The sequence below is a fragment of the Achromobacter sp. 2789STDY5608615 genome (assembly GCF_001298995.1).
GTDB classification, from domain to species: domain Bacteria; phylum Pseudomonadota; class Gammaproteobacteria; order Burkholderiales; family Burkholderiaceae_B; genus Achromobacter; species Achromobacter insuavis.
The window spans coordinates 1-26,074 of record NZ_CYTY01000063.1 but is presented as its reverse complement, the minus strand read 5'-3'; the positions used below and the strand labels follow the sequence as shown (position 1 = coordinate 26,074).

At 67.2% G+C, this 26,074-nt stretch carries 22 protein-coding genes; 4 read left to right on the top strand and 18 right to left on the bottom strand.

What is annotated here, in order from left to right; all coding sequences use genetic code 11:
- Positions 1–1,008 precede the first annotated feature (1,008 nt).
- A complete protein-coding gene (gene dapD / locus AOZ49_RS29850; RefSeq protein ID WP_054434829.1) occupies positions 1,009–1,989 on the top strand; it encodes a 2,3,4,5-tetrahydropyridine-2,6-dicarboxylate N-succinyltransferase in 981 nt (326 codons plus the stop codon).
- A 48-nt stretch (positions 1,990–2,037) separates the two neighbouring features.
- Here the strand turns inward: dapD and AOZ49_RS29845 are convergent, their stop codons facing one another.
- Complete coding sequence (locus AOZ49_RS29845) at positions 2,038–2,970, bottom strand: GlxA family transcriptional regulator (RefSeq protein WP_054479491.1); 933 nt, start codon at positions 2,968–2,970, stop codon at positions 2,038–2,040.
- Positions 2,971–3,096: 126 nt separating this feature from the next.
- Here AOZ49_RS29845 and AOZ49_RS29840 point away from each other — a divergent pair, with 126 nt between their 5' ends.
- A complete protein-coding gene (locus tag AOZ49_RS29840) occupies positions 3,097–3,933 on the top strand; it encodes an SDR family NAD(P)-dependent oxidoreductase (protein ID WP_054479489.1) in 837 nt (278 codons plus the stop codon).
- Here the strand turns inward: AOZ49_RS29840 and AOZ49_RS29835 are convergent.
- Entirely contained in the window at positions 3,900–4,739 is an 840-nt protein-coding gene (locus tag AOZ49_RS29835; RefSeq protein ID WP_054479485.1) for a class II glutamine amidotransferase, read from the bottom strand. The genes AOZ49_RS29840 and AOZ49_RS29835 overlap by 34 nt on opposite strands.
- Positions 4,740–4,878: 139 nt before the next feature.
- Between AOZ49_RS29835 and AOZ49_RS29830 the strand changes: the two genes are divergently transcribed.
- The gene (locus AOZ49_RS29830; RefSeq protein ID WP_054479483.1) at positions 4,879–5,937 is read left to right on the top strand and encodes a threonine aldolase family protein; all 1,059 of its coding nucleotides are present in this window, start codon (positions 4,879–4,881) and stop codon (positions 5,935–5,937) included.
- A 22-nt stretch (positions 5,938–5,959) separates the two neighbouring features.
- Here the strand turns inward: AOZ49_RS29830 and AOZ49_RS29825 are convergent, their stop codons facing one another.
- The 16 genes from AOZ49_RS29825 to AOZ49_RS29750 all read right to left on the bottom strand — a co-directional run bounded on the left by AOZ49_RS29825 (position 5,960) and on the right by AOZ49_RS29750 (position 24,044).
- Positions 5,960–6,787, bottom strand: a complete 828-nt coding sequence (locus AOZ49_RS29825; protein WP_054479481.1) for an AraC family transcriptional regulator — start codon at positions 6,785–6,787, stop codon at positions 5,960–5,962.
- Between the two features lie 71 nt (positions 6,788–6,858).
- Positions 6,859–8,922 carry a UvrD-helicase domain-containing protein gene (locus AOZ49_RS29820; RefSeq protein ID WP_054479479.1) on the bottom strand — a complete coding sequence of 688 codons (2,064 nt, stop codon included), beginning with the start codon at positions 8,920–8,922 and terminating at the stop codon, positions 6,859–6,861.
- A 55-nt stretch (positions 8,923–8,977) separates the two neighbouring features.
- Positions 8,978–11,083, bottom strand: coding sequence for a primosomal protein N' (locus AOZ49_RS29815; protein ID WP_054479477.1), 2,106 nt, complete (start codon positions 11,081–11,083; stop codon positions 8,978–8,980).
- Positions 11,084–11,456: 373 nt separating this feature from the next.
- Positions 11,457–12,530, bottom strand: coding sequence for a uroporphyrinogen decarboxylase (hemE, locus tag AOZ49_RS29810; RefSeq protein WP_054434842.1), 1,074 nt, complete (start codon positions 12,528–12,530; stop codon positions 11,457–11,459).
- Between the two features lie 100 nt (positions 12,531–12,630).
- Positions 12,631–13,416 carry a response regulator gene (locus tag AOZ49_RS29805; RefSeq protein WP_156355788.1) on the bottom strand — a complete coding sequence of 262 codons (786 nt, stop codon included), beginning with the start codon at positions 13,414–13,416 and terminating at the stop codon, positions 12,631–12,633.
- A 200-nt stretch (positions 13,417–13,616) separates the two neighbouring features.
- Complete coding sequence (locus AOZ49_RS29800; RefSeq protein WP_049070837.1) at positions 13,617–14,042, bottom strand: F0F1 ATP synthase subunit epsilon; 426 nt, start codon at positions 14,040–14,042, stop codon at positions 13,617–13,619.
- Between the two features lie 9 nt (positions 14,043–14,051).
- Positions 14,052–15,452, bottom strand: a complete 1,401-nt coding sequence (gene atpD, locus AOZ49_RS29795; protein ID WP_054434844.1) for a F0F1 ATP synthase subunit beta — start codon at positions 15,450–15,452, stop codon at positions 14,052–14,054.
- A 43-nt stretch (positions 15,453–15,495) separates the two neighbouring features.
- A complete protein-coding gene (gene atpG / locus AOZ49_RS29790) occupies positions 15,496–16,401 on the bottom strand; it encodes a F0F1 ATP synthase subunit gamma (RefSeq protein ID WP_006392533.1) in 906 nt (301 codons plus the stop codon).
- A 99-nt stretch (positions 16,402–16,500) separates the two neighbouring features.
- Positions 16,501–18,042, bottom strand: coding sequence for a F0F1 ATP synthase subunit alpha (gene atpA, locus AOZ49_RS29785; protein ID WP_054434847.1), 1,542 nt, complete (start codon positions 18,040–18,042; stop codon positions 16,501–16,503).
- 31 nt (positions 18,043–18,073) lie between these two features.
- Positions 18,074–18,613: a F0F1 ATP synthase subunit delta gene (locus tag AOZ49_RS29780; protein ID WP_006392531.1), complete on the bottom strand. Its 540-nt coding sequence runs from the start codon at positions 18,611–18,613 to the stop codon at positions 18,074–18,076.
- Positions 18,614–18,625: 12 nt separating this feature from the next.
- Positions 18,626–19,096: a F0F1 ATP synthase subunit B gene (locus AOZ49_RS29775; RefSeq protein WP_006227275.1), complete on the bottom strand. Its 471-nt coding sequence runs from the start codon at positions 19,094–19,096 to the stop codon at positions 18,626–18,628.
- Between the two features lie 142 nt (positions 19,097–19,238).
- Positions 19,239–19,481 (bottom strand): F0F1 ATP synthase subunit C, encoded by a 243-nt coding sequence (atpE, locus tag AOZ49_RS29770; RefSeq protein WP_003815363.1) that lies wholly within the window; start codon positions 19,479–19,481, stop codon positions 19,239–19,241.
- Positions 19,482–19,601: 120 nt separating this feature from the next.
- Positions 19,602–20,483: a F0F1 ATP synthase subunit A gene (gene atpB, locus AOZ49_RS29765; protein ID WP_054434848.1), complete on the bottom strand. Its 882-nt coding sequence runs from the start codon at positions 20,481–20,483 to the stop codon at positions 19,602–19,604.
- An 87-nt stretch (positions 20,484–20,570) separates the two neighbouring features.
- On the bottom strand, positions 20,571–20,984 hold the full coding sequence (locus tag AOZ49_RS29760) for an ATP synthase subunit I (protein WP_006392529.1): 414 nt from the start codon (positions 20,982–20,984) through the stop codon (positions 20,571–20,573).
- Positions 20,985–21,441: 457 nt separating this feature from the next.
- Positions 21,442–23,004 carry a DUF1254 domain-containing protein gene (locus AOZ49_RS29755; protein ID WP_054479475.1) on the bottom strand — a complete coding sequence of 521 codons (1,563 nt, stop codon included), beginning with the start codon at positions 23,002–23,004 and terminating at the stop codon, positions 21,442–21,444.
- A gap of 263 nt (positions 23,005–23,267) precedes the next feature.
- Entirely contained in the window at positions 23,268–24,044 is a 777-nt protein-coding gene (locus AOZ49_RS29750; protein WP_006392527.1) for an enoyl-CoA hydratase, read from the bottom strand.
- Between the two features lie 39 nt (positions 24,045–24,083).
- On the opposite strand from AOZ49_RS29750, the gene AOZ49_RS29745 reads away from it, so the two are divergent.
- Positions 24,084–25,871 carry a M61 family metallopeptidase gene (locus AOZ49_RS29745; RefSeq protein ID WP_054479473.1) on the top strand — a complete coding sequence of 596 codons (1,788 nt, stop codon included), beginning with the start codon at positions 24,084–24,086 and terminating at the stop codon, positions 25,869–25,871.
- Positions 25,872–26,074: the final 203 nt, after the last annotated feature.

Here is a 26,074-nt window from a genome sequence, read left to right as displayed (position 1 = left end):
CACCGGGCAAGCCTTCGATCCCGGGAGGTTGAACCTGAAAGCAGCTTGATCCGGACCATAGAATCTCGTCCTCGCCTTCGGCGACTCCTTCGGATTCCCTCGGGCGCATCTACACGCCCCGCCATCCCCCGCCTGCCCCGACACCCGCTCACGATGAGACTTAGTGACGACTTCTGGGGCGAGTGGAGTGCTTGGCATGGTGTTGGCCATCAGGGGTGGGGGGAGAGGGTCTTGCGGGGCCCGCCTCAAACGGCCGCGCGGGCGGCCTTTTTGAGGCTTACGCGGCGTCTTGCGTCGTCGCGATGGCGCTGTCGAGCACAACTGAGAGATTGCGCGCACTTCGCCTGTTTGTGGGCGGCGCGGTAGACTCGTCACGCGCAACATGACATCCATCGCGCNGTCGCGCGTGGATGACTCTCTCGCGAGAATGCGGCGCTGTCGCGCGTGGATGACTCTCTCGCGAGAATGCGGCGCTGTCGAGCACAACTGAGAGATTGCGCGCACTTCGCCTGTTTGTGGGCGGCGCGGTAGACTCGTCACGCGCAACATGACATCCATCGCGCCGCCCACCACCGCCCCTCCCCCTGACGCGCGGCCCAATAGAAAACCACTCCACACCAGCGCACCGCGCACCCGCCTCGCCTTCAAATGCACAGACGCCCCTTGCGGCCGCCCGCGCGGCCGCAAGGGGCAGCCCCGCAGATTTCATTCCCCGCACACGGGTCCAGCAGCGCGACAAGCCCAGACGCACGTAGCCCCTCTGGCAGGCGGACCGAGCGGCGGGCAACCTCGATGCGCCCGAGGGAATCCGAAGGAGTCGCCGCAGGCGAGGACGAGGATGACGACGGAGCAGTCCGGAGCGAACGCTCCGGACCGCAATCGTGGGCGCCCACCGCTCGGTCCGCCTGCCAGAGGGGCGACCTACGAAGCGCCCCCCGCTCCCGAATAGAAAGACCCGCCCCCATCGCCTAGAATATTCCCAAGAGAAGCCCCCAAAAAAAACAGCCCATGCAAGAACACCCCCAAAACAGCGCCATCGCCTACGGCCTGGCCACGATCGCCGCCGACGGCACCGTCCTTGATACCTGGTATCCGCGCCCGTCCCTGACCGACAAGACGCCCGCGGGCGGCACCCGGCACCTGACGCCTGAAGAAGCGCGTGCCGCGCTCGGCGAGCACGTGCCCACCTCGCTTGGGCGCGACACCCGGCGCAAAGTCGACATCGTCGCCGTGCGCACCGCCATCGCCTCGCTCGACGCGCCGCCCGCCGACGCGCACGACGCCTACCTGCGCCTGCACCTGCTCAGCCATCGGCTCATCCGGCCGCACGGCGCCAACCTCGACGGGCTGTTCAACGTGCTCGCCAATGTGGCCTGGACCTCCGCCGGCCCCTGCGCCGTCGACCAGGTCGAAGCGCTGCGCTGGCAATTGCGCGCCACCGGCCAGATCCTTGAAATCCGCGGCGTCGACAAGATCCCGCGCATGACCGACTACGTCGTGCCCGCCGGCGTGCGCATCGCCGACACCGCCCGCGTGCGGCTCGGCGCGCACCTGGCGGCCGGCACCACCGTGCTGCACGAAGGCTTCTGCAACTTCAACGCCGGCACCCTCGGCGCCTCCATGGTCGAAGGCCGCATCAGCGCCGGCGTCATCGTCGATGACGGCACCGACATCGGCGGCGGCGCGTCCATCATGGGCACCATGTCCGGCGGCGGCAAACAGGTCGTGGCCATCGGCAAGCGCTGCCTGCTCGGCGCCAACTCCGGCATCGGCATCTCGCTGGGCGACGACTGCGTGGTCGAAGCGGGCTGCTACGTCACCGCCGGCACCCGCGTGCTGACGCCGGAAGGCGCGGTGGTCAAGGCGGTGGAACTGGCCGGCCAGCACGGACTGCTGTTCCGCCGCAACTCGCAGAGCGGCGCGGTCGAGACGCTGGTGCGCACGGCAGCCTGGGGCACCTTGAATCCGGCGCTGCACACCGGGCACTGACCGGATCCAGGCCGGAGCCCGCCACGGACCGCCGGCGCGGCGCCGGTGTCAGGCGTGCAGCAGCCGCCGCATCGCCTGCGGCGACTGGCCGAAGGCGCGCAGGAAGGCCTTGCGCATGCGGTCGCGGTCGCCAAAGCCGGTTTCGCGCGCCACCACCTCGGCCGCATGGCGGCCGGACTGCATCATGTCCTGCGCCGCCTCCAGGCGCAGATGCTCCACCGCCTTGGCCGGCGACTGCCCGGTCTCCTGACGGAACACGCGGCTGAACTGGCGCGGGCTCAGGTGCGCGGCGCGCGCCAGTTCGTCCACCGACAGTTCGGCCTTCAGGTTGGCCTTGGCATAGGCCAGCGCCGTCTGCACCCGGTCGGACTTCGCATCCAGCTCCAGCAACGCCGAATACTGCGACTGCCCGCCGGCGCGGCGCTGCGTCAGCACCAGCTTGCGCGCCACCGTGCGGGCCATGTCCGCCCCCAGGTCGGCTTCCACCATGGCCAGCGCCAGGTCGATGCCGGCGCTCATGCCCGCCGAGGTCCAGATCGGGCCGTCGGCCACGAAGATGCGGTCCTCGTCCACCTTGACCTGCGGGTACTCGCGCTGCAGGCGGCGCGCGTAGAACCAGTGGGTGGTGGCGCGGCGGCCGTCGAGCAGGCCGGCCTGCGCCAGCACGAACGCGCCGGTGCACATCGAGGCGCAGCGGCGCACCCGCCCGCTGGCGCCCCGCAACGCGCGCAACAGGCTCTCCGACGCGCCCTCGCCGCTGTTGTCCCCCGCGACGATCAACGTGTCGAATACGCGCCGGCCCAGCTTGATGGTGTCCTGCGCGAACCCCAGCGAACTGGCCACCGGCCCGCCATGCTCGGACACCAGGACGACGCGATAGGCCGGCTCGCCGCTCTGGCGGTTGGCCATCTCGAAGACGGCGCTGGCCGCCAGGCTCATGAGCTGGAAGCCGGGATGCAACAGGATCGCGATGGTTTTCATGGCCGTGCCGTCCGTTTTCGCTGGATGTCCTGAAAAGACGTTTCTATGTCATTGAGGATATTCCATCCCGACTCTACTCTGCAAGCGTACCGGCACGATCCGCCGTCCCTCTTTTCGGAGTCCATCATGAGCAACACCCCGTCTGGCAAATCCCTGGGCCGCGCCCTGATCACCGGCGCCTCGTCCGGCATCGGCGCGCGCTACGCCCATCACCTGGCCCATCGCGGCCATGACCTGACGCTGGTGGCGCGCAACGTCGAGCGCCTGGAAACCCTGGCCGCGCGGCTGCGCGCCGAAACCGGCCGCGACGTGCGCGTGCTGCCGGCCGATCTGTCGCGAGCCGACGGCGTGCAACGCGTGGCGCAAACGCTGCGCGAGGACGACTCGCTGACCCTGCTGGTGAACAACGCCGGCATCGGCTCGGTGGCGCCGCTGCTGCAATCCGATCCCGGCCAGATGCAGGCCATGATCGACCTGAACATCAGCGCCCTCACCCACCTGGCCATGGCCGCTGCGCCCGCCTTCGTGGCGCGCGGCGGCGGCACCCTCATCAACATCGCCTCGATCGTCGGCTTGCACCCCGAGCTGCTCAACGGTGTCTACGGCGCCAGCAAGGCCTATGTGCTGGCCTACTCGCAATCGCTGCGCCACGAACTGGCGGACCAGGGCCTGCGCGTCCAGGCGGTGCTGCCCGGCGCCACCGGCACCGAGTTCTGGGACCTGGCCGGCAAGCCGGCCAGCGAGTTGCCGTCCGCCATGGTGATGAGCGCGGACGACATGGTGCGCAGCGCCCTGGCGGGCCTGGACCAGGGCGAGTTCGTCACCATCCCGTCGCTGACCGATCCGGCCTTGCTGGAACGCCTGGAAGCGGCGCGCCAGGCCCTCGGCCCGGAACTGTCGCGCAACATACCCGCGGCGCGCTACGGGCTTCAGGCGCCCGGCGGCACCGGCACGAACGGATAGTGCTCGACCTGCCCGCGGGCGGCGATGATGGCGGTGGACTCGGGCACTTCCTCCCAGGCCCCCGGCATCTCGGTCAGCGGTTCGGACAGCAGCAGGAAGGCGTCGTCATCCAGCGCCGCGACCTTCGGGTCGTCGGGATAGAGTTCGCGCAGGTGACGCACGCAGGTGTTGTGGAACAGCGTGCGCGAATCGCGCTCGCTGGAATAACGCACCGCGATCAGGCGCTCGCCGTCCAGGGCGCAGACCGTCATGTTGATCGGCCGGGCCACGCCATGGCGCCGGCCGGTCTCCTCGACCGCGCCGACCATGCGCGCCAGCGCCGGCAGCGCGTCTTCCTCCAGGCCGAAGGTCAGCGCCAGCAGGAACATCACCTCGGAATCGGTCGAGCCCTCCAATGAGCCGAAGTAGGCGGGCGCGATCATCAGCATCAGGTCGCGCCGCAGCAGCGGATAGTCGCGGATGACGCCGTTGTGCACGAACAGCCAGTTGCCGTGGCGGAACGGATGGCAGTTGGTTTCCTGGGCCGGCGTGTCGGTGGCGGCGCGGATGTGCGCGACGAACAGCGGCGAATGGATGGCGCGCGCGGCCTCGCGCAGGTTGCGGTCGTTCCAGGCCGGATGCACGCTGCGGTAGCGGAACGGCGGCTCGGGCGGCCGGCCGTACCAGCCCAGGCCGAAACCGTCGCCGTTGGTGGTGGTGGCGCCCATGCGCGCATGCAGGCTCTGGTCGATCAGCGAGTGCGTGGCCTTGAACAGCACGCTCTCCATTTGCAGGGGACTCCCGGTGTAAGCCAGCCAGCGGCACATGATGCGCTCCTTGGAAACCGACCCGGCGCGGGGCCGCCGGGTCCGTCCCAGTGTAGGAGCGGGGCGCAATTTTCTACAAGCCCGGGACGGCGCCGGCGGGCATAGTGGGACCTTGTCTGCCTTTCCCGGAGCCTGCCCTTTGGACACCCCCGCCTCCCTTTCGCCCCAGCTGGGTTTCGCCAGCGACAACACCGCCGGCGCCAGCCCGCAGATCCTGGCCGCGCTGCTGCGGGCCAATGAGGGACAGGCTGCCGCCTATGGCGCCGACGACATCACCCTGCGCGTCGAACGGCGCCTGGCCGAGATCTTCGAGCGCGACGTGGACGTGCTGCTGGTTCCCACCGGCACCGCCGCCAATTCGCTGGCGCTGGCGGCGCTGACGCCGCCGTGGGGCAGCGTGCTGTGCCACGCGCACAGCCACATCGCCAACGACGAATGCGGCGCCCCCCAGTTCTACAGCGGCGGCGCGCGCCTGACGCTGCTCGATGGCGCCGCCTCCAAGCTCGATCCCGCCCGGCTGGCGGTGGAAGCGCGCCGCAAGGCCGGCGACGTGCACTCGATGCCGCCGGCATGCGTCAGCATCACCCAGGCGACCGAGACCGGCAGCGTGTACACGCTGGACGAGATCCAGGCCCTCGGCGCCGCCTGCCGCGATGCCGGGCTGCCCCTGCACATGGATGGCGCGCGCTTTGCCAATGCCCTGGTCAGCCTGGGCTGCACGCCCGCGGAAATGACCTGGAAGGCCGGCGTCGCGGCGTTGTCGTTCGGCGCCACCAAGAATGGCGTGCTGGGCGCCGAGGCCATCGTGCTGTTCGAGCCCGGACGCGCCACCGAACTGGCCTACCGGCGCAAGCGCGGCGGCCACCTGTTCTCGAAGATGCGGCTGCTGTCGGCGCAGATGGAAGCCTATCTGGCGGATGACCTGTGGCTGGCCAACGCGCGCCAGGCCAACGCCATGGCGGCGCGGCTGGCGGCCGGCATGGCGGGCCTGCCCGGCGTGACCCTGCAGGGGCCGGTCGAGGCCAACATCCTGTTCTGCCAGCTGCCCATGGCGGCCATCGACGGCCTGCTGGCGCAGGGCTTCCGCTTCTACCACGACCGCTGGGGCCCGGGCGTGGCGCGGCTGGTGACGTCGTTCAACACGCGCGAGCAGGATGTCGACCACTTCCTGGCGGCGTTGCGGGCGCTGGCGCGATAGCAATGCTCAGGCGACGCGGAGCTCAGGCCGCGCGCCGATACGCCGAAGGCGGCACGCCATAGGCGGTGCGGAAAGCGCGGTTGAAATGGCTCTGGTCATAGAAGCCGACGTCGGCCGCGACCTGCGCGATCGGAGCCCGCGCCCGCGCCAGCGCGCCGCAGGCCCGTTCCAGGCGCAGCCGCGTCAGCCAGGCGTGCGGCGTCAGCCCCACCGACAGCGCGAAGCGGCGCAGGAACTGGTAGCGGCTCAGGCCGCACAGCCGCGCCAGGTCTTCAAGACCGATCTTGTCGCCCAGATGGGCCTGGCAGTAGTCCAGCACGGCCCGCTGGTGCGCCAGCGCCAGGCCGCCGCGCACCGCCTGCGGCGTCACCGCGCCGGTGCGCGCGAACAGCGCCCCCATCAGGGCGAGCGAGGCGGCCTCGTGCGCCAGCGGCCCGGCGGCCGCGTCCGCCATCCAGGACGCGTGCAGCGCCATGAAGCGGGCCGCCAGCGCGGGTTCCTCGATCAGCGTGCCCAGGAAGCGTTCGTCCGGCGCGCCGCCCGAGACCTCGGCGATGAAATCGCGCATCAGGTCGGGCGACAGGCGGAAGGTCTTCAGGGTGTAGGACTCGCCATAATCGGCCACGCCGGCGCCGTCATGGACCTCGCCTGGCGGCATCAGGGCGATGCCCCCGGGCCCCAGCAGGGTGCTGCGGCCGCGGAAGGTCTGGCGCTGCACGCCCTGGGTCACCAGGCCGATGTGGTAATCGACGTGGTAGTGCCGGTCGAACTGGAACTCGACCAGCCGCGCCACGCCCAGCACCAGGCCCGGCGTCCCGGGCACCGGTTGATAACGCACGTCATCCTTCATCGGTAACGCCATGGTGCAAAGCGGCAGGTATAGCCTGGACGCGCCTCCCGGTCTTGTAATTTATTGCGGCGTCACTTCTTCAGCAAGGCCTTGAGCATGGCCATGCGTTCCTTGGGATTCATGGCGGCGGTGGTCTCGTCTTCCTTGATGGTCGGATCGTCCAGCCCCATTTCCTCGATGAAGCGCGACGGCTCGCGCACCAGGTCCTCGCGCGCCCGGCGGCGGCGCTTGCACCAGCTCAGGTTCAAGGTGCGCTGCGCGCGGGTGATGCCGACGTACATCAGGCGCCGCTCTTCCTGGATGCGGGTGGCCAGGTTCTCGGCGGCGCGCGCCGGATCGCCATCCTCGTCGTCCTTGCCCAGGTGCGGCAGCAACCCTTCCTCGACCCCGGCCAGGTACACGTGCGGATACTCCAGGCCCTTGGAGGCGTGCAGCGTCGACATCTTGACCGCGTCCAGTTCCTCTTCCTCGCCGCGCTCGAGCATGGTCACCAGCGCCACGTGCTGCACCAGCTCGAACAGGGTCATGTTGTCCTCTTCGGCCTTGCGCTTGAGCCAGCCGGTCAGTTCCAGCACGTTCTGCCAGCGGGTCTGCGCCGGGCGTTCCTCGAACAGCTCGAACAGGTGGCGTTCGTACTGGATCGCCTGCACCAGGTCGTCCAGGATCACGCCGGCGGGCTCGGCCGGCGCGGCGTCCTTGGCCGACGCGGCGCCGCGGCCGGCGCGCCACTGCATGCGGCGGATGAATTCGGTAAAGGTGCGCAGCGGTTCCAGCTGCCACGGCGCCAGCAGGCTCTCCAGCCCGGTCTCGTCGACCGCGGCCAGCAGCGACAGCTCGCGGCTGGCCGCGTACTGGCCCAGCGTCTGCAAGGTAGCCTGGCCGATGCCGCGCTTGGGCGTGGTGGCGGCGCGGATGAACGCGGGGTCGTCCTCGTCGTTGGCCAGCAGCCGCAGGTAGGCCAGGATGTCGCGCACCTCAGCCTTGTCGAAAAAGCTCTGGCCGCCCGAGATCGTGTACGGGATCTTCAGATTGCGCAGCGCCTGCTCCAGGATGCGCGCCTGGTGATTGCCGCGATACAGGATGGCGAAGTCCTTCCACTGCGCCTGGCGCTCGAAGCGCGCGGCCGAGACCTTCATGGCGATGGACTCGGCCTCGTGCTCCTCGCCGTCCATCGGCGACACCAGGATCGGCTCGCCCACGCCCAGGTCCGACCACAGCTTCTTGTCGAACAGCTTGGGGTTCTTCTCGATCACCTGGTTGGCCGCGGCCAGGATGCGCTGCACCGAGCGGTAGTTCTGCTCCAGCTTGATGAGCTTGAGGTTGGGATAGTCGGTGGTGAGTTTGGCCAGGTTCTCGATGGTCGCGCCGCGCCAGGCGTAGATGGCCTGGTCGTCGTCGCCCACCGCCGTGAACATGGCGCGCGGGCCGGTCAGCAGCTGCACCAGGCGGTACTGGCAGACGTTGGTGTCCTGGTATTCGTCGACCAGCAGGTAGCGCACGCGGTTCTGCCAGCGGGTGCGCACCTCTTCGTTGTTGGCCAGCAGCAGCGCCGGAATGCGGATCAAGTCGTCGAAGTCCACCGCCTGGTAGGCGGCCAGCGTGGCGGCGTAGCTGCGGTAGACGTTGGCGGCCTCGACGTCGCCCGGCGTGATGGCCTCGCGCGCGGCGTCGTCGGGTTCCATCAGCGCGTTCTTCCACAGCGAGATGATGCCCTGCACGTGGCGCAGGCGGCCCTTGTCGGTGGTGGCCAGCAGTTCCTGGATGATCGCCATGGCGTCATCGGCGTCGAGGATCGAGAACGTCGGCTTGAGGCCGGCGTTGCGGGCCTCTTCGCGCAAAAGCTTCACGCCCAGCGAGTGGAAGGTGCTGATGGTCAGGCCCTTGCCCAGCTTGCGGTCCACCAGCGTCTTGACGCGCTCGTCCATCTCGCGCGCGGCCTTGTTGGTGAAGGTCAGCGCCACCACGTTGCGGCCCATGTAGCCGCACTCGCGCAGCAGGTACGCGATCTTCTGCGTGATGACGCGCGTCTTGCCGCTGCCGGCGCCGGCCAGCACCAGGCAGGGGCCGTCCAGGTACAGCACCGCCTCTTTCTGCGCGGGGTTCAGGCCGTGGCCGATGGGTTCGTGTGCGGACATGGGATTCGGGGAAAGGGGAACGACATAGAGTAATCGGACGGACGCGCGGTGCGTGTCAGATTTCCAGCGGGTCGACCTCCAGCTGCCAGCGCACCCGGGCCTCGTTGGCCAGGTACGGCAGATGGTGCGACCACGACGCCAGGAAGGCCTGCAACGCCGGACGGCTGGTGCTTTCCACCAGCAGCTGGGCGCGCTCGACGTTGGCCACGCGCACCACCCGCAGCGGCACCGGGTCATACAGCATGACCGCGTCCAGCCCCGGAAAGTCGGCGGCCCATTCGCCTTCGGGCAGGGCGCGCGCCTGCTGCAGGAAGGCCTGCGCCACCGCCAGCTCGCGCGCCTCGGCGGTCAGCAGGGCCTGGTAGGCGAACGGCGGCAGGCCGGTGCTTTCGCGTTCCTGCAGGGCGTGGCGCGCGAAGCCCGCGTAGTCATGGCGCAGCAGCGCCTGGTACACGGGCTGTTCGGGATAGCCGGTCTGGATGATGACCTGGCCGTTGCCCTGGTGGCGGCCGGCGCGGCCGGCCACCTGCATCAATTGGGCGAACAGCCGTTCGGGCGCGCGGAAATCGTGCGCGAACAGCGCCGAATCGGGATTGAGCACGCCCACTAGGCCGAGCCGCGCGAAGTCGTGGCCCTTGGACACCATCTGCGTGCCGACCAGGATGTCGACCTCGCCCGCGTGAACGGACGCGAACAGCGCCTCGGCGCTGCCCTTCTTGCGGGTGCTGTCGGCGTCGATGCGCAGGATGCGCGCCTCGGGAAACAGCTCGGCCAGGTGTTCCTCGACCCGCTGCGTGCCGCGCCCCATCGGCGCCAGGTCCTGGTCGCCGCATTCGGGGCAGGCGTGCGGCACCGGCGCCTGGTAGCCGCAGTGGTGGCATTGCAGGCGATGGCCGCGGCCGGCCGTGCGGTGCAGCACCGTGAAGGCGGTGCAGCGCGGGCAATTGCTGACCCAGCCGCAGGACTGGCAGTGCAGCACCGGCGCGAAACCGCGCCGGTTCAGGAAGATCAGCGATTGCTCCTTGCGCGCCAGCCGTTCGCCGAGCGCCTCCAGCAACTGCGGCGACATGCCGTGCTTCATCGGCAGGCGGCGCGTGTCCACCAGCTTCATGGCCGGCAGGGAGCTGGAGCGGGCGCGCGCCGGCAGCGCCAGCCGCAGGTAGCGGCCGCGCTCGGCGTGCTGCCAGGTTTCCAGCGACGGCGTGGCCGAGCCCAGCACCACCGGGATGTCCAGGTCATGCGCGCGCCATACCGCCAGATCACGCGCGGAATAGCGCAGGCCGTCCTGCTGCTTGTACGAGGCGTCGTGTTCTTCGTCCACCACGATCAGGCCCAGCTCGCCCATGGGCGCGAAGATCGCCATGCGCGTGCCCAGCAGCATGCGCGCCTGGCCGCGCTGCGCGCGCGCCCAGGCCTGCAGGCGCTCGCCATCGGACAGGCCGCTGTGCAGCACCGCCAGGCCGTCGGGCCCCACCAGGCCTTCCAGCCGGGCGCGCAGCGCGCCCTCCAGCTGCGGCGTCAGGTTGATTTCCGGCACCAGCAGCAGCACCTGGCGGCCGGCCGCCAGCACTTTCTCGGCGGCGCGCAGGTAGACCTCGGTCTTGCCGCTGCCGGTCACGCCGTACAGTAGCACCGGCTTGAATTTGGCGAGCCCGGCGATGGTCTCCACCGCCTCGCGCTGCGCATCGTTCAGTTCAGGCGGCTGGTCGGCCTCGGCCGGGTTGCGGACCGCCTTGCGCTTGCGTCCGTCCAGCCGCGCCACCGGGCCGCCGGCCGAGCGCTTGCCCTGATAGGCGGTCGGCTTGCGCAGCGGCGGCGGCAGCGTCGGCAGCATCACCTCGCCCAGCGGCCGCTGGTAATACTCGGCGGCGAAACGCGCCAGGCGCAGCCAGGCCTCGTCGAAGGGCGGCAGGTCGCGCAGCACTTCCTCGATCGGCTTGATCTGCTTCGGTTCGTAGGACGGCTCGGCCGGATTGTCCACCACCACGCCGATCAGCTTGCGGCGCCCGAACGGCACGATCACCCGCAGGCCCGCCTCGACGGGCTCGTGGTGACGGTAGTCGAACGGGCCGGGCAGCGGCACGTCGAGCGCGACGCGCACCCAGCAGACCGCCGCCGGCGCGGCCGGCGTGGATTCGACCAGCGCGAAGTCTTCAGACATGGAGAACGGAACGGAACATGAACGGAACGGGCCCGAAACGGGCGCGATGACGGTGCCTGGAGGCGTGGACCGGGCCGGCGCCCGGGCGAGGAAGGATTGTCGCCGCAATCCCTGCCGGGACTCCAGCCCCTACCTGTGGATAACTTTGGGGAAAAGGCGAGAGCAACGTTAGAAATTGGAATAAGGCAAGATTGCATCAACTCTTGCAACCCTGTTGAAAACCTATTTTATTCCATTAAAAACATCGACTTAAGCAAACTTTCAAGATTGTAAACTAGCTTCTAAAGGGTTTTCCCCGAGCGCAATCTTGCTGTGCACAACTGCGCTTGGGGGCCCTCAATGCCCGGCCCTGCGGGCCGAAGCGTTCACTCACTTACCCTCTGAGCGAACGGCTGTGACGGTGGACTTCGTCGACCAATTCGGCTACCGCTTCGGGCGGCGTGAAGCGCGAAATGCCATGCCCCAGGTTGAAGACATGGCCGCCCTTGCCCACCGGGCCGAACGCGTCGAGCACGCGACGCGCCTCGGCGCGGATGGCGTCGGCGCCGCCGAACAGCGCCATGGGATCGAGGTTGCCCTGGAACGCGACCGAGTCGCCGGTGCGGCGCCGCGCCGCGGCCAGGTCGACCGTCCAGTCCAGGCCGACGGCATCGCAGCCGCAGGCGGCGATGTCTTCGAGCCACTGGCCGCCGCCCTTGGTGAAGACGATGGCCGGCACGCGGCGGCCTTCGTGTTCGCGGGTCAGGCCGGCCACCACCTTGCGGGTATAGGCCAGCGAGAATTGCTGGAACAGGCCGTCGGCCAGCACGCCGCCCCAGCTGTCGAACAGCATCACGGCCTGCGCGCCCGCGGCGATCTGCGCGTTCAGGTACTGCAGCGTCGCCTCGGCGTTGATTTCCAGGATGCGATGCAGCAGGTCTGGCCGCGCATACAGCATGGTCTTGATCAGGCGGTAGTCGTCGCTGCCCTGCCCTTCGACCATGTAGCAGGCGATGGTCCAGGGGCTGCCGGCAAAGCCGATCAGCGGCACCTTGCCGTCCAGGTCGCGGCGGATGGTGCTGACGGCGTCGAATACGTAGCGCAGCTTGTCCATGTCGGGCACGGCCAGGCGCGCCACGTCTTCCTCGGTGCGCACCGGACGGGCGAAGCGCGGGCCCTCGCCTTCGGCGAAGTCCAGGCCCAGGCCCATGGCGTGCGGCACGGTCAGGATGTCCGAGAACAGGATGGCCGCGTCCAGGTCGAAACGCTCCAGCGGCTGCAGCGTGACTTCCGAGGCGTAGTCCGGGTTCTGAGCCAGGCCCATGAAGGAACCGGCCCGCGCCCGCGTCTGGCGGTACTCGGGCAGGTAGCGGCCCGCCTGGCGCATCAGCCAGATCGGGGTGTAGGGCACGGGCTCGCGCAGCAGTGCGCGCAAGAACACATCGTTCTTCAAGACGGAAGCAGACACGACTATCCTCGATGATCGGAAGCCGTGATTTTACTGCCCCAAGCTGACAGGGCATGGCGGCGGCGCGCCCGGCGTTTGCCGGCGCGCAAACCACGGGGCTTCAGCCGGCGTCGACCCCGCTTTCGGCCTGCATCGCGGCCTGGCGCCGGTACGGCGCGGCGTCGATGCCGTGCTTGCGCATCAGCGCCCAGAACGCCCGCCGATGCTTGCTGGAGGCGCGCGCGGCGCGCGCCACGTTGCCATGATGGCGCGACAGCGCCAGCCGGATGTAGTCGGACTCGAATCCATCGACCACCCGCGCCTTGGCCTGCCGGAAGGCCTCCTGCGTGTCCCGGCCGGGCTGGTAGCGCAACCCGGCCAACCCCTGCTGCAACACCTGCCGCGGCACCTGCGGCCGGGTGCATGGCTGGCCAGCCGGCCGCGCGCCGCCCGCCGCATAGGCCGTCTCGGGTTCCCGCAACCCTTCGGCCAGCAGGGGCGCGCGCCGCGCCAGCCGCCCCAACCGCACGCGCAGGCTTTCGAGGCAATACGGCGCGGCCAGGAAGTCCGAGGCGCCCAGCCGCAGCAGATCCTCGATGGCGGGCGCGGTCATGTCGTGCACCAACAGCAGGATGGGCGTCGCGAGCTCGCCTGCGGCCTGCTGCAGCGACAGGCGGGTCCAGGCCAGCGAGGCCGGCGCGACCGGCAGGATGCAGTGATCGTAGCGCCGCAGGGCGACGGCCAGCCCGGCGAGCGCATGGACGTCGGGGCCTGTGCCCGGCGTTCGCAGCGGCACCAGGTGCAGGCGCACCCGCGCCAGCCTGGGCTGGTCGCGGGCGACCCAATGGCCCATGGCGATTTCGTGGCCAGGGGTGAGCAGCACCCCGCAATCCATGGTGTCTCGCATGCAGTTCCTCCCGGCTTGCGTTCCAAAGATTGCAGGCTACCGTTGCAGAACACACCCGGCCATTCGTAGTGAGCGCAAGCGGGACTGCGGTCGACCGAGGGAAGGCGCCGCCGAACGAGCGCGAACGGCGGGCATGAAAAAAGCGGCCCAGGGCCGCTTTTTTCGAGTCCGGGGCGAACCCCGGCGGGTCGTATCGCCGCTTAGTGCGAACGACCGCCTTGACGCAGCTTGCGCGCGGCGACGGCTTGCGCCGCCAGCATCGCCAGCTCGGCTTCGACAACCGCGATGTCGGCCTTGTCCTTGGCGTTGGCCAGGGCCTCTTCGGCGCGCTTGCGCGCTTCCAGGGCACGGGCTTCGTCCAGGTCGGCGGCACGGATGGCGGTGTCGGCCAGGACCGTCACGCTGCCCGGCTGCACTTCCAGAATGCCCCCGGCGACGAAGATGTTTTCCTCGCCTTGGTCGGCACGAACGATCTTGACCGTCCCGGGGCGTATGCGCGAAATCAGCGGGGTGTGGCCGGGCAGAATGCCCAGCTCACCCGCTTCGCCAGGCAGCACCACGAACTTCGCCTCACCGGAGAAGATCGCTTCCTCTGCGCTGACGACATCCACATGCAGGGTAGCCATATCGGTTCCTTATTGCAGTTTCTTGGCCTTCTCGAAGGCCTCGTCGATCGAGCCGACCATGTAGAAGGCCTGTTCCGGCAGCGCATCGCACTCGCCGTTCACGATCATCTTGAAACCACGGATGGTTTCGGCCAGCGGCACGTACTTGCCGGGCGAACCGGTGAACACTTCGGCCACGTGGAACGGCTGCGACAAGAAACGCTGGATCTTACGGGCGCGGGCCACGGCCTGCTTGTCTTCCGGCGACAGTTCGTCCATGCCCAGAATCGCGATGATGTCGCGCAGTTCCTTGTAGCGCTGCAGCGTCTGCTGCACGCCACGGGCCACGGCGTAGTGCTCTTCGCCGACGACTTGCGGGTCGAGCTGGCGGCTGGACGAATCCAGCGGGTCCACGGCCGGGTAGATACCCAGGGCGGCGATGTCACGCGACAGCACGACGGTCGAGTCCAAGTGCTGGAAGGTGGTGGCGGGCGACGGGTCGGTCAAGTCATCCGCCGGCACGTACACGGCCTGGATCGAGGTGATCGAGCCAGTCTTGGTGGACGTGATGCGCTCTTGCAGCTTGCCCATTTCTTCGGCCAGCGTGGGCTGGTAGCCCACCGCCGACGGCATACGGCCCAGCAGTGCCGACACTTCGGTACCGGCCAGGGTGTAGCGGTAGATGTTGTCCACGAAGAACAGGATGTCGCGGCCTTCGTCGCGGAACTTCTCGGCCATCGTCAGGCCGGTCAGCGCCACGCGCAGACGGTTGCCGGGGGGTTCGTTCATCTGGCCGAACACCATCGCAACCTTGTCCAGAACGTTCGACTCTTCCATTTCGTGGTAGAAGTCGTTGCCTTCACGGGTACGCTCACCCACGCCGGCGAACACCGACAAGCCGCTGTGCTGCTTGGCGATGTTGTTGATCAGTTCCATCATGTTGACGGTCTTGCCCACGCCGGCGCCGCCGAACAGGCCGACCTTGCCGCCCTTGGCGAACGGGCACACCAGGTCAATAACCTTGATGCCGGTTTCCAGCAGTTCCACCGACGGCGACAGCTCGTCGAAACGGGGAGCCGGCTGGTGAATGCCACGCTTTTCTTCGTGCTGGATCGGGCCGGCTTCGTCGATGGGACGACCCAGCACGTCCATGATGCGGCCGAGCGTGCCGGTGCCGACGGGCACCGAGATCGGGGCGCCGGTGCCGGCGACCTTCATGCCGCGGCGCAGGCCGTCGCTGGAGCCCAGGGCGATGGTACGCACCACGCCGTCACCCAGCTGTTGCTGCACTTCCAGCGTCAGACCCTTTTCGGCGAACGAGGAACCCTCGTCGACCAGAGTAAGCGCTTCGTAGATCTTGGGCATGTGATCGCGGGGGAACTGAATATCCACCACGGCGCCGATGCACTGAACGATGGTTCCGTTGCTCATGTCGATTCCTTGCTTGATAGCTTTTGACGGGATGCTGCCTGCCTCAGACGGCGGCAGCGCCCCCTACGATTTCCGAAATTTCCTTGGTGATCGCGGCCTGGCGGGTCTTGTTGTAGACCAGCTGCAGATCGCCGATGACCTTCTTGGCGTTGTCCGACGCCGCCTTCATGGCGACCATCCGGGCCGACTGCTCCGAAGCCATGTTCTCGGCCACGGCTTGGTACAGCAGGCCTTCAACGTAACGCTGCAGCAGGTCGTCGATCACGCTACGAGCGTCGGGTTCGTAGATGTAATCCCAGCTGTAATCCGATTTCACTTCCGAAGTCTTGGCCAGGCTTTCGGCGCCCGTCTGGTACGGATCTTCCAAACCGCTGGCCAGGGGCAGCAGGCGCAGGAACAGCGGCTCCTGCTTCATCGTGTTGACGAAGCGGGTCGAAGCCACGTACAGCGCGTCGATGCGGCCTTCCAGGTAGGCGTCCAGCTGCACCTTGATCGCGCCCAGCAGGCGGTCCAGTTGCGGCTTGTCGCCCAGTTGCACTTCCTGGGAAACCAGCTTGGCGCCGATACGGGACAGGACACCCACGCCCTTGTTGCCGAAAGCGGTCGCCTGAACGGCGATGCCGTTCTTCTCGAACTCTTTCAGCTTCGTCAACACCACGCGGGTGATGTTGGTGTTCAAGCCGCCGCACAGACCCTTGTCCGTCGTCACCATGACCACGCCGACCGCCTTGACTTCGCGCTCGACCAGGTACGGGTGGCTGTACTCGGGGTTGGCCTGCATCAGGTGCGCGGCGATCTCGCGCACCTTGGTGGCGTACGGACGGCCCGCGCGCATCCGTTCCTGCGCCTTGCGCATCTTGGATGCGGCGACCATTTCCATCGCCTTGGTGATCTTGCGCGTGTTTTGCACGCTCTTGATCTTGGTTCGGATTTCCTTAATTCCGGGCATTGCGCTTTCCTGTGAAGACTGGCCGATGGGTTGGCGCTAGCGCCTCAACCATCCGATAAGGATGGGTGAGGCGCAGCTGACGCCTAACCCATCACTTTCTTAAAAAGCACCGTGCTTCTTGAATTCCTGGATGGCGGCGGCGAGTTCGCTTTCGTCATCCTTGGACAGTTCCTTGGTGTCTTCGACGCGCTGGATCAGGGCCGCGTGCTTGGCCTTGAGCTGGTCCTTCAGCGCCTTTTCGAACGACAGCACCTGGGCCACGTCCACGTCATCCAGGTAGCCGTTGTTGACCGTGTACAGCGTGACGGCCAGTTCCCACACCTGCAGCGGCTGGTATTGCGGCTGCTTGAGCAGTTCGACCACGCGCTTGCCGCGCTCGAGCTGGCGACGGGTGGCGTCGTCCAGGTCCGAGGCGAACTGCGCGAAGGCGGCCAGTTCACGGTACTGCGCCAGGTCGGTACGGATACCGCCGGACAGCTTCTTGACGACCTTGGTCTGGGCGGCACCGCCCACGCGCGACACCGAGATACCGGCGTTGATGGCGGGACGCACACCAGCGTTGAACAGGTCGGTTTCCAGGAAGATCTGGCCGTCCGTGATCGAGATCACGTTGGTCGGAACGAAGGCCGACACGTCGCCCGCCTGGGTTTCGATGATCGGCAGCGCGGTCAGCGAGCCGGTCTTGCCCTTGACGGCGCCATCGGTGAACTTCTCGACGTAGTCTTCGTTCACGCGGGCGGCGCGTTCCAGCAGGCGCGAGTGCAGGTAGAACACGTCGCCCGGGTAGGCTTCGCGGCCCGGCGGACGGCGCAGCAGCAGCGAGACCTGGCGGTAGGCCCAGGCTTGCTTGGTCAGGTCGTCATAGACGATCAGGGCGTCTTCGCCGCGATCGCGGAAGTATTCGCCCATCGTGCAGCCGGCGTAGGCGGCCAGGTACTGCATGGCGGCGGAGTCCGAAGCCGAAGCGGCCACGACGATGGTGTATTCCATCGCGCCGTGCTCTTCCAGCTTGCGCACCACGTTGTTGATCGTCGAAGCCTTCTGGCCGATGGCGACGTACACGCAGGTGACGCCCTTGCCCTTCTGGCTGATGATGGTGTCGACGGCCACGGCGGTCTTGCCGGTCTGGCGGTCGCCAATGATCAGTTCGCGCTGGCCACGGCCGATGGGAACCATCGAGTCGATAGCCTTGATGCCGGTTTGCAGCGGCTGCGACACCGAGCGGCGGGCGATAACGCCGGGAGCCACTTTTTCGATGATGTCGGTGGCCTTGGCGTTCACGGGGCCCTTGCCGTCGATCGGCTCGCCCAGCGTGTTGACCACGCGGCCTTTCAGCTCGGGGCCGACCGGGACTTCCAGAATGCGGCCGGTCGTCTTGACCGCGTCGCCTTCGGACACGCCGGTGTAGTCACCGAGAATAACGGCGCCGACGGAATCACGCTCGAGGTTGAGCGCCAGACCGAAGACGTTGTTGGGGAATTCGAGCATTTCGCCCTGCATCACGTCGGACAAGCCGTGGATGCGGGTAATACCGTCGGTCACGGACACGACGGTGCCCTGAGTACGGACATCAGCCGAAGCGCCCAGGCCCTCGATGCGGCTCTTGAGCAGTTCGCTGATCTCGGAGGGATTGAGTTGCATATTGACTCCTGGAATCCTGTTAGTGCTGCCTTTAAGCGGCGAGCGTATCGCGCATGCGGGCCAATTGGGCTTGTACGGAAGTATCGAGCACCTGGTCCCCGACGGCCACGCGCACGCCGCCGATCAACGACTGGTCGACGGTGACGACGGGCTTGAGCTTCAGGCCGAATTTCTTCTCGAGACCGGCGACCAGTTCTTGGACCTGGGCATCGCTCAGCTCGAACGCGCTGGTGATTTCCGCCTGCGCCGTGCCGTCGTGACGGTTCCGCAGCACCACGAATTGCGTGGCGATCTCGGGCAGCAGCAGCAGCCGGTCGTTTTCGACCAGCAGCTCGATGAAATTGCGGGCGGCCTGGGGCAGTTCGGCCTTTACCAGGCCAGTGAACAGCTCGACGCGCTGCTTGTCGCCCAGACGCGGGTCGGCCATGGCCTCGCGCACGTCGGGGTTGGAGGCGACCTGCGACAGCTCGCTGACCAGGTCGGCCCAAGCCTGCAGGCCGGCCTTGTCGTCGCGCGCGGCGGCGAACAAGGCTTCGGCGTACGGCCTGGCAACAGTGGAAAGTTCAGCCATGACGGTCCCGGATTAAAGCTGCGCGCGGAGCTGGTTCAGCAGCTCGGCGTGGGCGCGGGCGTCAACCTCGCGCTTGAGGATCTGTTCAGCACCCTTGACGGCCAGCGCGGCGACGTCGTCGCGCAGCGAATCACGGGCGCGCTGGACTTCCTGCGCGGCATCCTGTGCAGCTTGCGCCACGATGCGGGCACGCTCGGCTTCCGCTTCACGGCGGGCCTGCTCGATCAGGGAGGCGGCTTGCTTCTCGGCCTCGATGATGCGGGCGTGGTTTTCGGACTTGGCAGAAGCCTCGATCAGACTGACGCGCGCCTGGGCCTGGGCCAGATCGGCCTTGCCCTTCTCCGCGGCGGCAAGGCCGTCGGCGATTTTTTGGCGGCGCTCGTCCATCGCCTTCGTCAGAGGAGGCCACACGAATTTCATCGTGAACCAGCCCAGAACGAAGAACACGAGCATCTGGAAAATGATCGTCGCGTTCAGATTCACGGTCGTTCCTTTAACACCTTGCGGCTCCGACGGCACCCGGGACGGGCAACGCGGAGCACTCGATACTTTGCTGACCGGCGACGGGGCTCAAGCCCTCATCGCCGCCAGCGTCATGACCCGCCTTTTCGCCGGCGGGCGTGCCTTAGCCGACGAACGGGTTGGCGAAGGCGAACAGCATGGCGATACCCACGCCGATCAGGAATGCCGCGTCGATCAGGCCAGCCAGCAGGAACATCTTGGTTTGCAGAGCGTTCATCAGTTCAGGCTGACGAGCCGAAGCTTCCAGGTATTTGCCGCCCATCAGTGCGATGCCGATGCAAGCGCCGATAGCGCCCAGACCGATGATAAGACCGCAAGCGAGAGCAACGAAAGCGACGTTGGTCATGACAACTCCTTGGTTAGAAATCTGAAGTCAAAAAACAAAAAAGAATGGTGGTACTGCTCAATGCAAGATGATCTTGCTATCCAGCGCCGGCCGGGAGGCCGACGCCGGAAATTCGGGGGATCAGTGGCCTTCGTGCGCCTGGCCGAGATACACCAGGGTCAGCATCATGAAGATGAAGGCCTGGAGCAACACGATCAGGATGTGGAAAATGGCCCAGATCGAGCCGGCCAGCACGTGGCCGATTCCCAAGCCGATGCTGGCGCCGTTGAAACCGGTCCAGGCACCGCCCAAGAGGGCGATCAGCATGAAAATCAATTCGCCGGCGAACATGTTGCCGAACAACCGCATGCCCAGCGACACGGACTTGGCGGCGTATTCGATCAGGTTCAGCAGCAGGTTGAACGGGGCCAGGACGATGGCGCCGATACCGTGCGCGTGGAACGGCGCGGTGAACAGTTCCTTGACGAAGCCGCCCGGGTGCTTGATCTTGATGCCGTAGTAGAACATCAGCAGCAGCACGCCCAGCGACATGCCCATCGGCACGTTCAGGTCGGCCGTCGGCAGCACGCGGTGGTAGTAGAGGGGGTCGCCGTGGTGCGCGCCCAGGCCGGTCCAGCGCCAGATCGACGGCAGCAGGTCGACGGGCAGCAAGTCCAGCGCGTTCATCAGGATGATCCAGAGGAACACGGTGAGCGCGAGCGGAGCGATGAAGAGGCGGCTCTTGGCGTTGTGGACGATGCCCTTGGCCTGATCGTCGACCATGTCGACGATCATTTCCACGAAGGCCTGGAAGCGGCCCGGAACGCCGGCGGTCGCGCGGCTGGCGGCGCGCCACAGGAAGAAGATGACGATCAGACCCGTCAGGCCGGACCAGAACAACGAGTCGTAATTGATGATGTCGAACTGAGCAATTGCGCTCTGTTTCTCGCCCGTATTGTTCAGATGCACCAGGTGATGCTGAATATACGCGGACTGAGGCGACACGTCGCTGGCAGCAGCCATTTGAATCCTACCCTATTTGCTGTATGCCCGAGCCCTTGCGAGCCGGACGATTCCACGATTCCGTTTGCCGTAACCCAACCGGCAGCGCTATGACAACTTGCGGAACATCAAAAGCAGGAGATATCCCTTCAGGGTGAGTATCAGACCCAGCAGCGCGGCGGGCCAGACGATGCTGTCCTGCGCCACACGCGAAAGCAGCCACAACAGCAACGCCGTTGCGAACAACTTGATCAACTCACCAGAGAGAAAGGTAAAGGGACTGGCCTTACCGGCCCGAACACTGACAGCCAGGCGCAATGCGAACAACGCATTGGGTATGAAATACGCTCCTGCCCCCGCCAGCGCCGACCAACCTGCCGCCGCCCCTCCGACAACCCCCGCTATTACTGCTGCTGCGAGCCCCATGGCGCCTTGCGCCGCCAGTGCCAACAAGAGTCCGCGGCCAGCCTGCGCATTCAGCGCCGCGCGGTCCGCGTCGCTGAGAACCAGCACCCGGTCCACCGGATCCTGATCCGCCAGAACCTGGCGTGCTTCGCCCTGTTGCGCAAGGGACTGATCCATTCCACAGGACTGATCCCGGGTTTTCTCGTCCCAATCGCGCACAGGTTCGTGCCGCACTGTGTTCTGCTGCATCAAACTTCCCCGCTTAAAGCCTTATACCGCCAGCCTTGCCCCTGTCAGAACCCTGGCGAAATCCCTGCCATGTGTTCTTATCCCGCAAGCGTCAAACCCGCAGAGTATAGCGTGATTCTTTTTACCCGAGCAAATGAACTTTCGGCGGTTTGTAAGGCGACAACAGCGCCCACCGGGCGGACCCGCGGCGTGAAAATTGGGGACGCGAAATCGGGAAGGCCGTCGGCGCGCCGCTGATCCCGCGGCCGGCGCCGCGGCGAAGAAAAACGGCCCCTCGCGGGGCCGTTGGTCGCGCGCCGGCGGCGGCCGCGCGGCGTCGGATCGGTCAGTCGCGCTTGACCGGCGGCGGCGCCCACAGACCGTCGAGCGCGACGTCCTGCGGCCAGTACAGGCGCATGCTGAGCAGGAACGGGCCGTCGGCGGCCGGCGTCGCCAGCCAGTTGGCGCGCTTGCGCTCGCCCGGATCGCGGCGCTGGATGTAGATGTCCAGCGAGCCGTCGGCGTTGTACTTCAGGCCGTCGGTGCTGCGCAGCGCATAGCGGTTGGCCGGGTTGTCGGCGAAGCCGTGCTTGTCGTTATAGACATGCAGCGACCAGAAGGCGTTGGCCGGCGGCAACTGGCCCTTCTCGAAATGCAGCACGTAGTCCTCGTTCGAGCTGAGCGCGCGGCCCTTGCTGTCGGCGACGGTGACCGGATAGAGCACGTCTTCCGCGGTCGGCGCGCCCAGCCCGGCGTAGGCGATGGCGGCGCGGCGCGTGTAGTCCGTGCCATAGGTGCCGATGCCGGTGAGCACGGTGTTCCAGCCGTTCATCGGCGTGGCCAGGCGCGAGACGCCGTCGGCGATGCGGCGGCCAGCCAGCGGCTGCGCCTCGGTCAGGGCCTGCTGCACGGCGGGGCTGAGGCGGCCATACGAGAACGGCTGGCGGTTGTCCAGGCCGATGCGGCGCATGCGGTCCAGGATCGGCGTGTCGTTGGCATGCGGCGGATTGTTGCGCATGACGTCGAAGAACAGCGTGAAGAACGATGCCGCGTCCATGCCCGCGACCTGCTCGGCCGGCGTGCCCTCGCCTACCGCCACGGGCGTGGACATGGGCATCGGCACATCGCTGCCAATCGGGGCCGTGCCCACGCCCGGACCGGTCTGCGGATAGGGCGTGGCGCTGCCGGGACCGCGATGGCGGCCGGGCACGGGCGCCACCGGCGCCACCATCGGGCTGGCCGACATGTTGGCCTGGATCTGATTGACCGCGGCGTAGTCCTGCGGGCCGCCGGCCTGGGTCCAGCCGATCAGCCAGCCGGTCGAGGTGGGGCTGCGGATCAGGTCCACGCCCGGCGGCGGCACGCCGTCCCAATTGGGGCCGACGATGGCGAACGACTGCGCGCCGGGGCCGTTGGTGCGCGTGCCGCGCGAGGCGAACACGTCGCTCCACATATCCAGCGCCGACAGCACGGTGTAGCGGTTGCCGGTGTCGGGCAGGCGCACGATCAGCGGCGCGCGCGAGACATCGAACCACAGGCTCGAATACAGCGCGTCGGCGCTGGGCCAGGGCGTGTCGGCCGCGCGCGGGTCGGGGAAGGCGGCCTTGTGGCCGAACTGGTTGACGGGCGCCTTGCCTTCCAGCGGCGACTGCACCGCGGTGGCCTTGCGCCGCGCCAGTTCCATCACCACCATCGGATAGGCGTAGACGTAGGCGTCGATCGCGATGTCGCGCAGTTCCTGCGCGCTCATCTGCGGCGCGGGCGCCGCGGCGGCGGGGTACGGCGTTTCAGACACCAGCCGCATCGACGGTCGCGGCGATTGCGCTTGCGTGGCGGTCACGAAGCAGACGCTCAAGGCGCCCGCGAGCGCGGCGGCGGAGCACCGGCGAGTAAAAGGGGAAGTACGCATGCAAGGCTCCTTGTTGCTATTGTTTGCAGGCGAGCCGCCGCGCATGGGCTTACCAGTTCGGGCAAGCCTCTCTGGCGCGGCACCTCTTCTTTTTGAGTGACGCCTTTTCAGGATAGGGCCGAACACTGCAACAAGGTGCTGCCCAAAAGTTTCAAGGCGCAACGCGCATCCTCCCCGGGCGGCGCAAGAAAAAACGCGCCCGTGATGGGCGCGTGGGGACGTTTCATGCCCCGGCCGGCGGGCCGGCAGGGGCGTAACAAGGTTTAACGGTGTTTGAAGTCCGGTTTGCGCTTCTCGGTGAAGGCGGCCATGCCTTCCTTCTGGTCCTCGGTCGCGAACAGCGAATGGAACACGCGGCGCTCGAACAGCAGGCCTTCGTTGAGCGATCCCTCGAAGGCGCGGTTGACGCATTCCTTGGCCATCATGACCGACGGCAGCGACATCGAGGCGATCACGGTGGCGGCCTCCAGGGCCTCGTCCATCAGCTTGTCGGCCGGCACCACGCGAGACACCAGGCCGGCGCGCTCGGCTTCCTCGGCGCCCATCATGCGGGCGGTCAGGGCCATGTCCATGGCCTTGGCCTTGCCCACCGCGCGCGGCAGGCGCTGCGTGCCGCCGGCGCCGGGGATGACGCCCAGCTTGATTTCCGGCTGGCCGAACTTGGCGGTGTCGGCGGCGATGATGATGTCGCACATCATGGCCAGCTCGCAGCCGCCGCCCAGCGCGTAGCCGCCGACCGCGGCGATCACGGGCTTGCGGATGCGCTTGAGCGTTTCCCAGTTGCGCGTGATGTATTCGCTGCCGTAGACGTCCATGTAGGACCAGTCTTTCATGGCGCCGATGTCGGCGCCGGCGGCGAAGGCCTTTTCGCTGCCCGTGATGACCACGGCGCCGATGTCGGCATCCGCCTCGAAAGCCAGCAGCGCCGCCCCGAGCTCGTTCATCAGTTGATCGTTGAGCGCATTGAGCGCCTTGGGGCGGTTCAGCGTCAGCAGACCGACGCGGCCGCGGGTTTCGACCAGCACAAACGACTCGCTCATTACCTGTCTCCAGAGGATGGGATGAAATAAGATATACGGATGGAAAAAACTGCCGCTTTCCCCGTGTCTTTCCCCGTACTTTACCGCCTTGCGCCGCACGACCCCGCCGGCCACCGCTACCGGATAACCCTAACCGTCCAGACGCCCGCGCCGGAAGGCCAGCGGCTATCGCTGCCGGCCTGGATTCCGGGCAGCTACCTGATCCGCGATTTCTCGCGCCAGATCGAGTCGGTGGCGGCCTATTCGGGCAGCCGGCGCGTGGTTGTCGACAAAATAGACAATCACACCTGGCAGGCCGCGCCCTGCGACGGCCCGCTGCGGATCGAGTACACGGTCTATGCGTGGGACCTGTCGGTGCGCGGCGCGCACCTGGACGAAAGCCACGGCTTCTTCAACGGCACCAGCGTGTTCCTGCGCGTGCATGGCCAGGACCACCTGCCCTGCCTGGTGGACCTGGCGCCGCCGCGCGGCATCGAGGGCTGGAAGGTCTACACCAGCCTGCCCGAGGCCCGCGGCCACAAGGGCGCGGCGCGGCGCCACGGCTTCGGCCTGTACCTGGCGCCGGACTACGACGCGCTGATCGACCATCCGGTCGAGATGGGCACGCCGCAGGTGGCCAGCTTCACGGCGCATGGCGCCGAGCACGAACTGGTGTTCACGGGCGTGGCGCCCAACCTGGACCTGGCCCGCATCACGGCCGACGTGCGCAAGATCTGCGAAACCCAGATCGCCTTCTTCGAGCCGCGCAGCAAGCGCGCGCCGTTCCTGGACAGCACCGACCGCTATGTCTTCATGACGATGGTGACGGGCGATGGCTACGGCGGCCTGGAGCACCGCGCCAGCACGGCGCTGATGACGGCGCGCAAGGACCTGCCGGTGCTGGGCCAGCAGGGCCAGGGCGAAGGCTACCGCGGCTTCCTGGGGCTGGTGAGCCACGAGTATTTCCACACCTGGAACGTCAAGCGCATCAAGCCGCAGGCGTTCGTGCCCTATAACCTGGCGCAGCCGGACCTGACGCGGCTGCTGTGGGTGTTCGAAGGCTTCACGTCCTATTACGACGATCTGCTGCTGCTGCGTTCCAACGCCATCACGCAGAACGATTACCTGCGCCTGCTGGCCAAGACCATCACCAGCGTGGCGCGCACGCCGGGGCGGCACAAGCAATCGGTGGCGGAAAGCTCGTTCGATGCCTGGACGCGCTATTACAAGCAGGACGAGAATTCGCCCAATGCGCTGGTGAGCTACTACACCAAGGGCGCGCTGGTGGCGCTGGGGCTGGACCTGCTGATCCGGCAGGAGTCGGCGGGCACGCATTCGCTCGATGATGTGATGCGCCTGCTGTGGCAGCGCTATGGGCGCGATTTCTATCGCGGCAAGGCGCAGGGGCTGGCGGAAGATGGGCTGCCGGCGCTGATCAAGGAGGCGACGGGCGTGGACGCGCGGCGCTTCATTGCGCGGCATGCCTATGGAACGGCGGATGTGCCGCTGGCGGAGCTGCTGGCGCCGCAGGGAATCAAGCTGCAGTGGAAGCCTTCGGTCAATATTCCTTCGCTGGATGTGCGCACGCGCAAGCAGGGCGAGTCGCTGGTATTGGCGACGGTGCTGGAAGGTGGCGCGGGACACAAGGGTGGGTTGTCAGCCGGGGATGTGCTGGTGGCGATCGACGGGTTGAAGGTCGAGGGGGCTGCCGGCGTGGAGGTGCTGCTGGGGCAGTACCGGGCGGGGGATCGCGTCAGCGTGCATGTGTTCAGGCGGGATGAGTTGAGGGGGTTTCAGGTTCGGTTGGGTGAGCCTGAGGCGTTGGATTGTGTGTTGTCGTTTGGGTAGGTTGTTTTTTTAGGGCCTTCTTTTGGGAAGGCCTTTTTTGTATTGGGGCGGTGGGGTTCTTGAGGCGCGTGTGGCGGGGCAGGCGGGGGAGGACGGGGCTACGATTGCGGTCCGGAGCGTTCGCTCCGGACTGCCCCTTCGTCATCTTCGTCACAGCCTTCGGCTGTTCCTTCAGATTCCCTCGGGCGCATCTACACGCCCCG

Coding starts and splice junctions, on each gene's coding strand:
- dapD (WP_054434829.1), top strand. CDS start 1,009: ATGCAAGAACACCCCCAAAACAGCGCCATCGCCTACGGCCTGGCCACG.
- AOZ49_RS29845 (WP_054479491.1), bottom strand. CDS start 2,970: ATGAAAACCATCGCGATCCTGTTGCATCCCGGCTTCCAGCTCATGAGC.
- AOZ49_RS29840 (WP_054479489.1), top strand. CDS start 3,097: ATGAGCAACACCCCGTCTGGCAAATCCCTGGGCCGCGCCCTGATCACC.
- AOZ49_RS29835 (WP_054479485.1), bottom strand. CDS start 4,739: ATGTGCCGCTGGCTGGCTTACACCGGGAGTCCCCTGCAAATGGAGAGC.
- AOZ49_RS29825 (WP_054479481.1), bottom strand. CDS start 6,787: ATGAAGGATGACGTGCGTTATCAACCGGTGCCCGGGACGCCGGGCCTG.
- AOZ49_RS29820 (WP_054479479.1), bottom strand. CDS start 8,922: ATGTCCGCACACGAACCCATCGGCCACGGCCTGAACCCCGCGCAGAAA.
- AOZ49_RS29815 (WP_054479477.1), bottom strand. CDS start 11,083: ATGTCTGAAGACTTCGCGCTGGTCGAATCCACGCCGGCCGCGCCGGCG.
- AOZ49_RS29805 (WP_156355788.1), bottom strand. CDS start 13,416: ATGCGAGACACCATGGATTGCGGGGTGCTGCTCACCCCTGGCCACGAA.
- AOZ49_RS29800 (WP_049070837.1), bottom strand. CDS start 14,042: ATGGCTACCCTGCATGTGGATGTCGTCAGCGCAGAGGAAGCGATCTTC.
- atpD (WP_054434844.1), bottom strand. CDS start 15,452: ATGAGCAACGGAACCATCGTTCAGTGCATCGGCGCCGTGGTGGATATT.
- atpG (WP_006392533.1), bottom strand. CDS start 16,401: ATGCCCGGAATTAAGGAAATCCGAACCAAGATCAAGAGCGTGCAAAAC.
- atpA (WP_054434847.1), bottom strand. CDS start 18,042: ATGCAACTCAATCCCTCCGAGATCAGCGAACTGCTCAAGAGCCGCATC.
- AOZ49_RS29780 (WP_006392531.1), bottom strand. CDS start 18,613: ATGGCTGAACTTTCCACTGTTGCCAGGCCGTACGCCGAAGCCTTGTTC.
- atpE (WP_003815363.1), bottom strand. CDS start 19,481: ATGACCAACGTCGCTTTCGTTGCTCTCGCTTGCGGTCTTATCATCGGT.
- atpB (WP_054434848.1), bottom strand. CDS start 20,483: ATGGCTGCTGCCAGCGACGTGTCGCCTCAGTCCGCGTATATTCAGCAT.
- AOZ49_RS29755 (WP_054479475.1), bottom strand. CDS start 23,004: ATGCGTACTTCCCCTTTTACTCGCCGGTGCTCCGCCGCCGCGCTCGCG.
- AOZ49_RS29750 (WP_006392527.1), bottom strand. CDS start 24,044: ATGAGCGAGTCGTTTGTGCTGGTCGAAACCCGCGGCCGCGTCGGTCTG.
- AOZ49_RS29745 (WP_054479473.1), top strand. CDS start 24,084: ATGGAAAAAACTGCCGCTTTCCCCGTGTCTTTCCCCGTACTTTACCGC.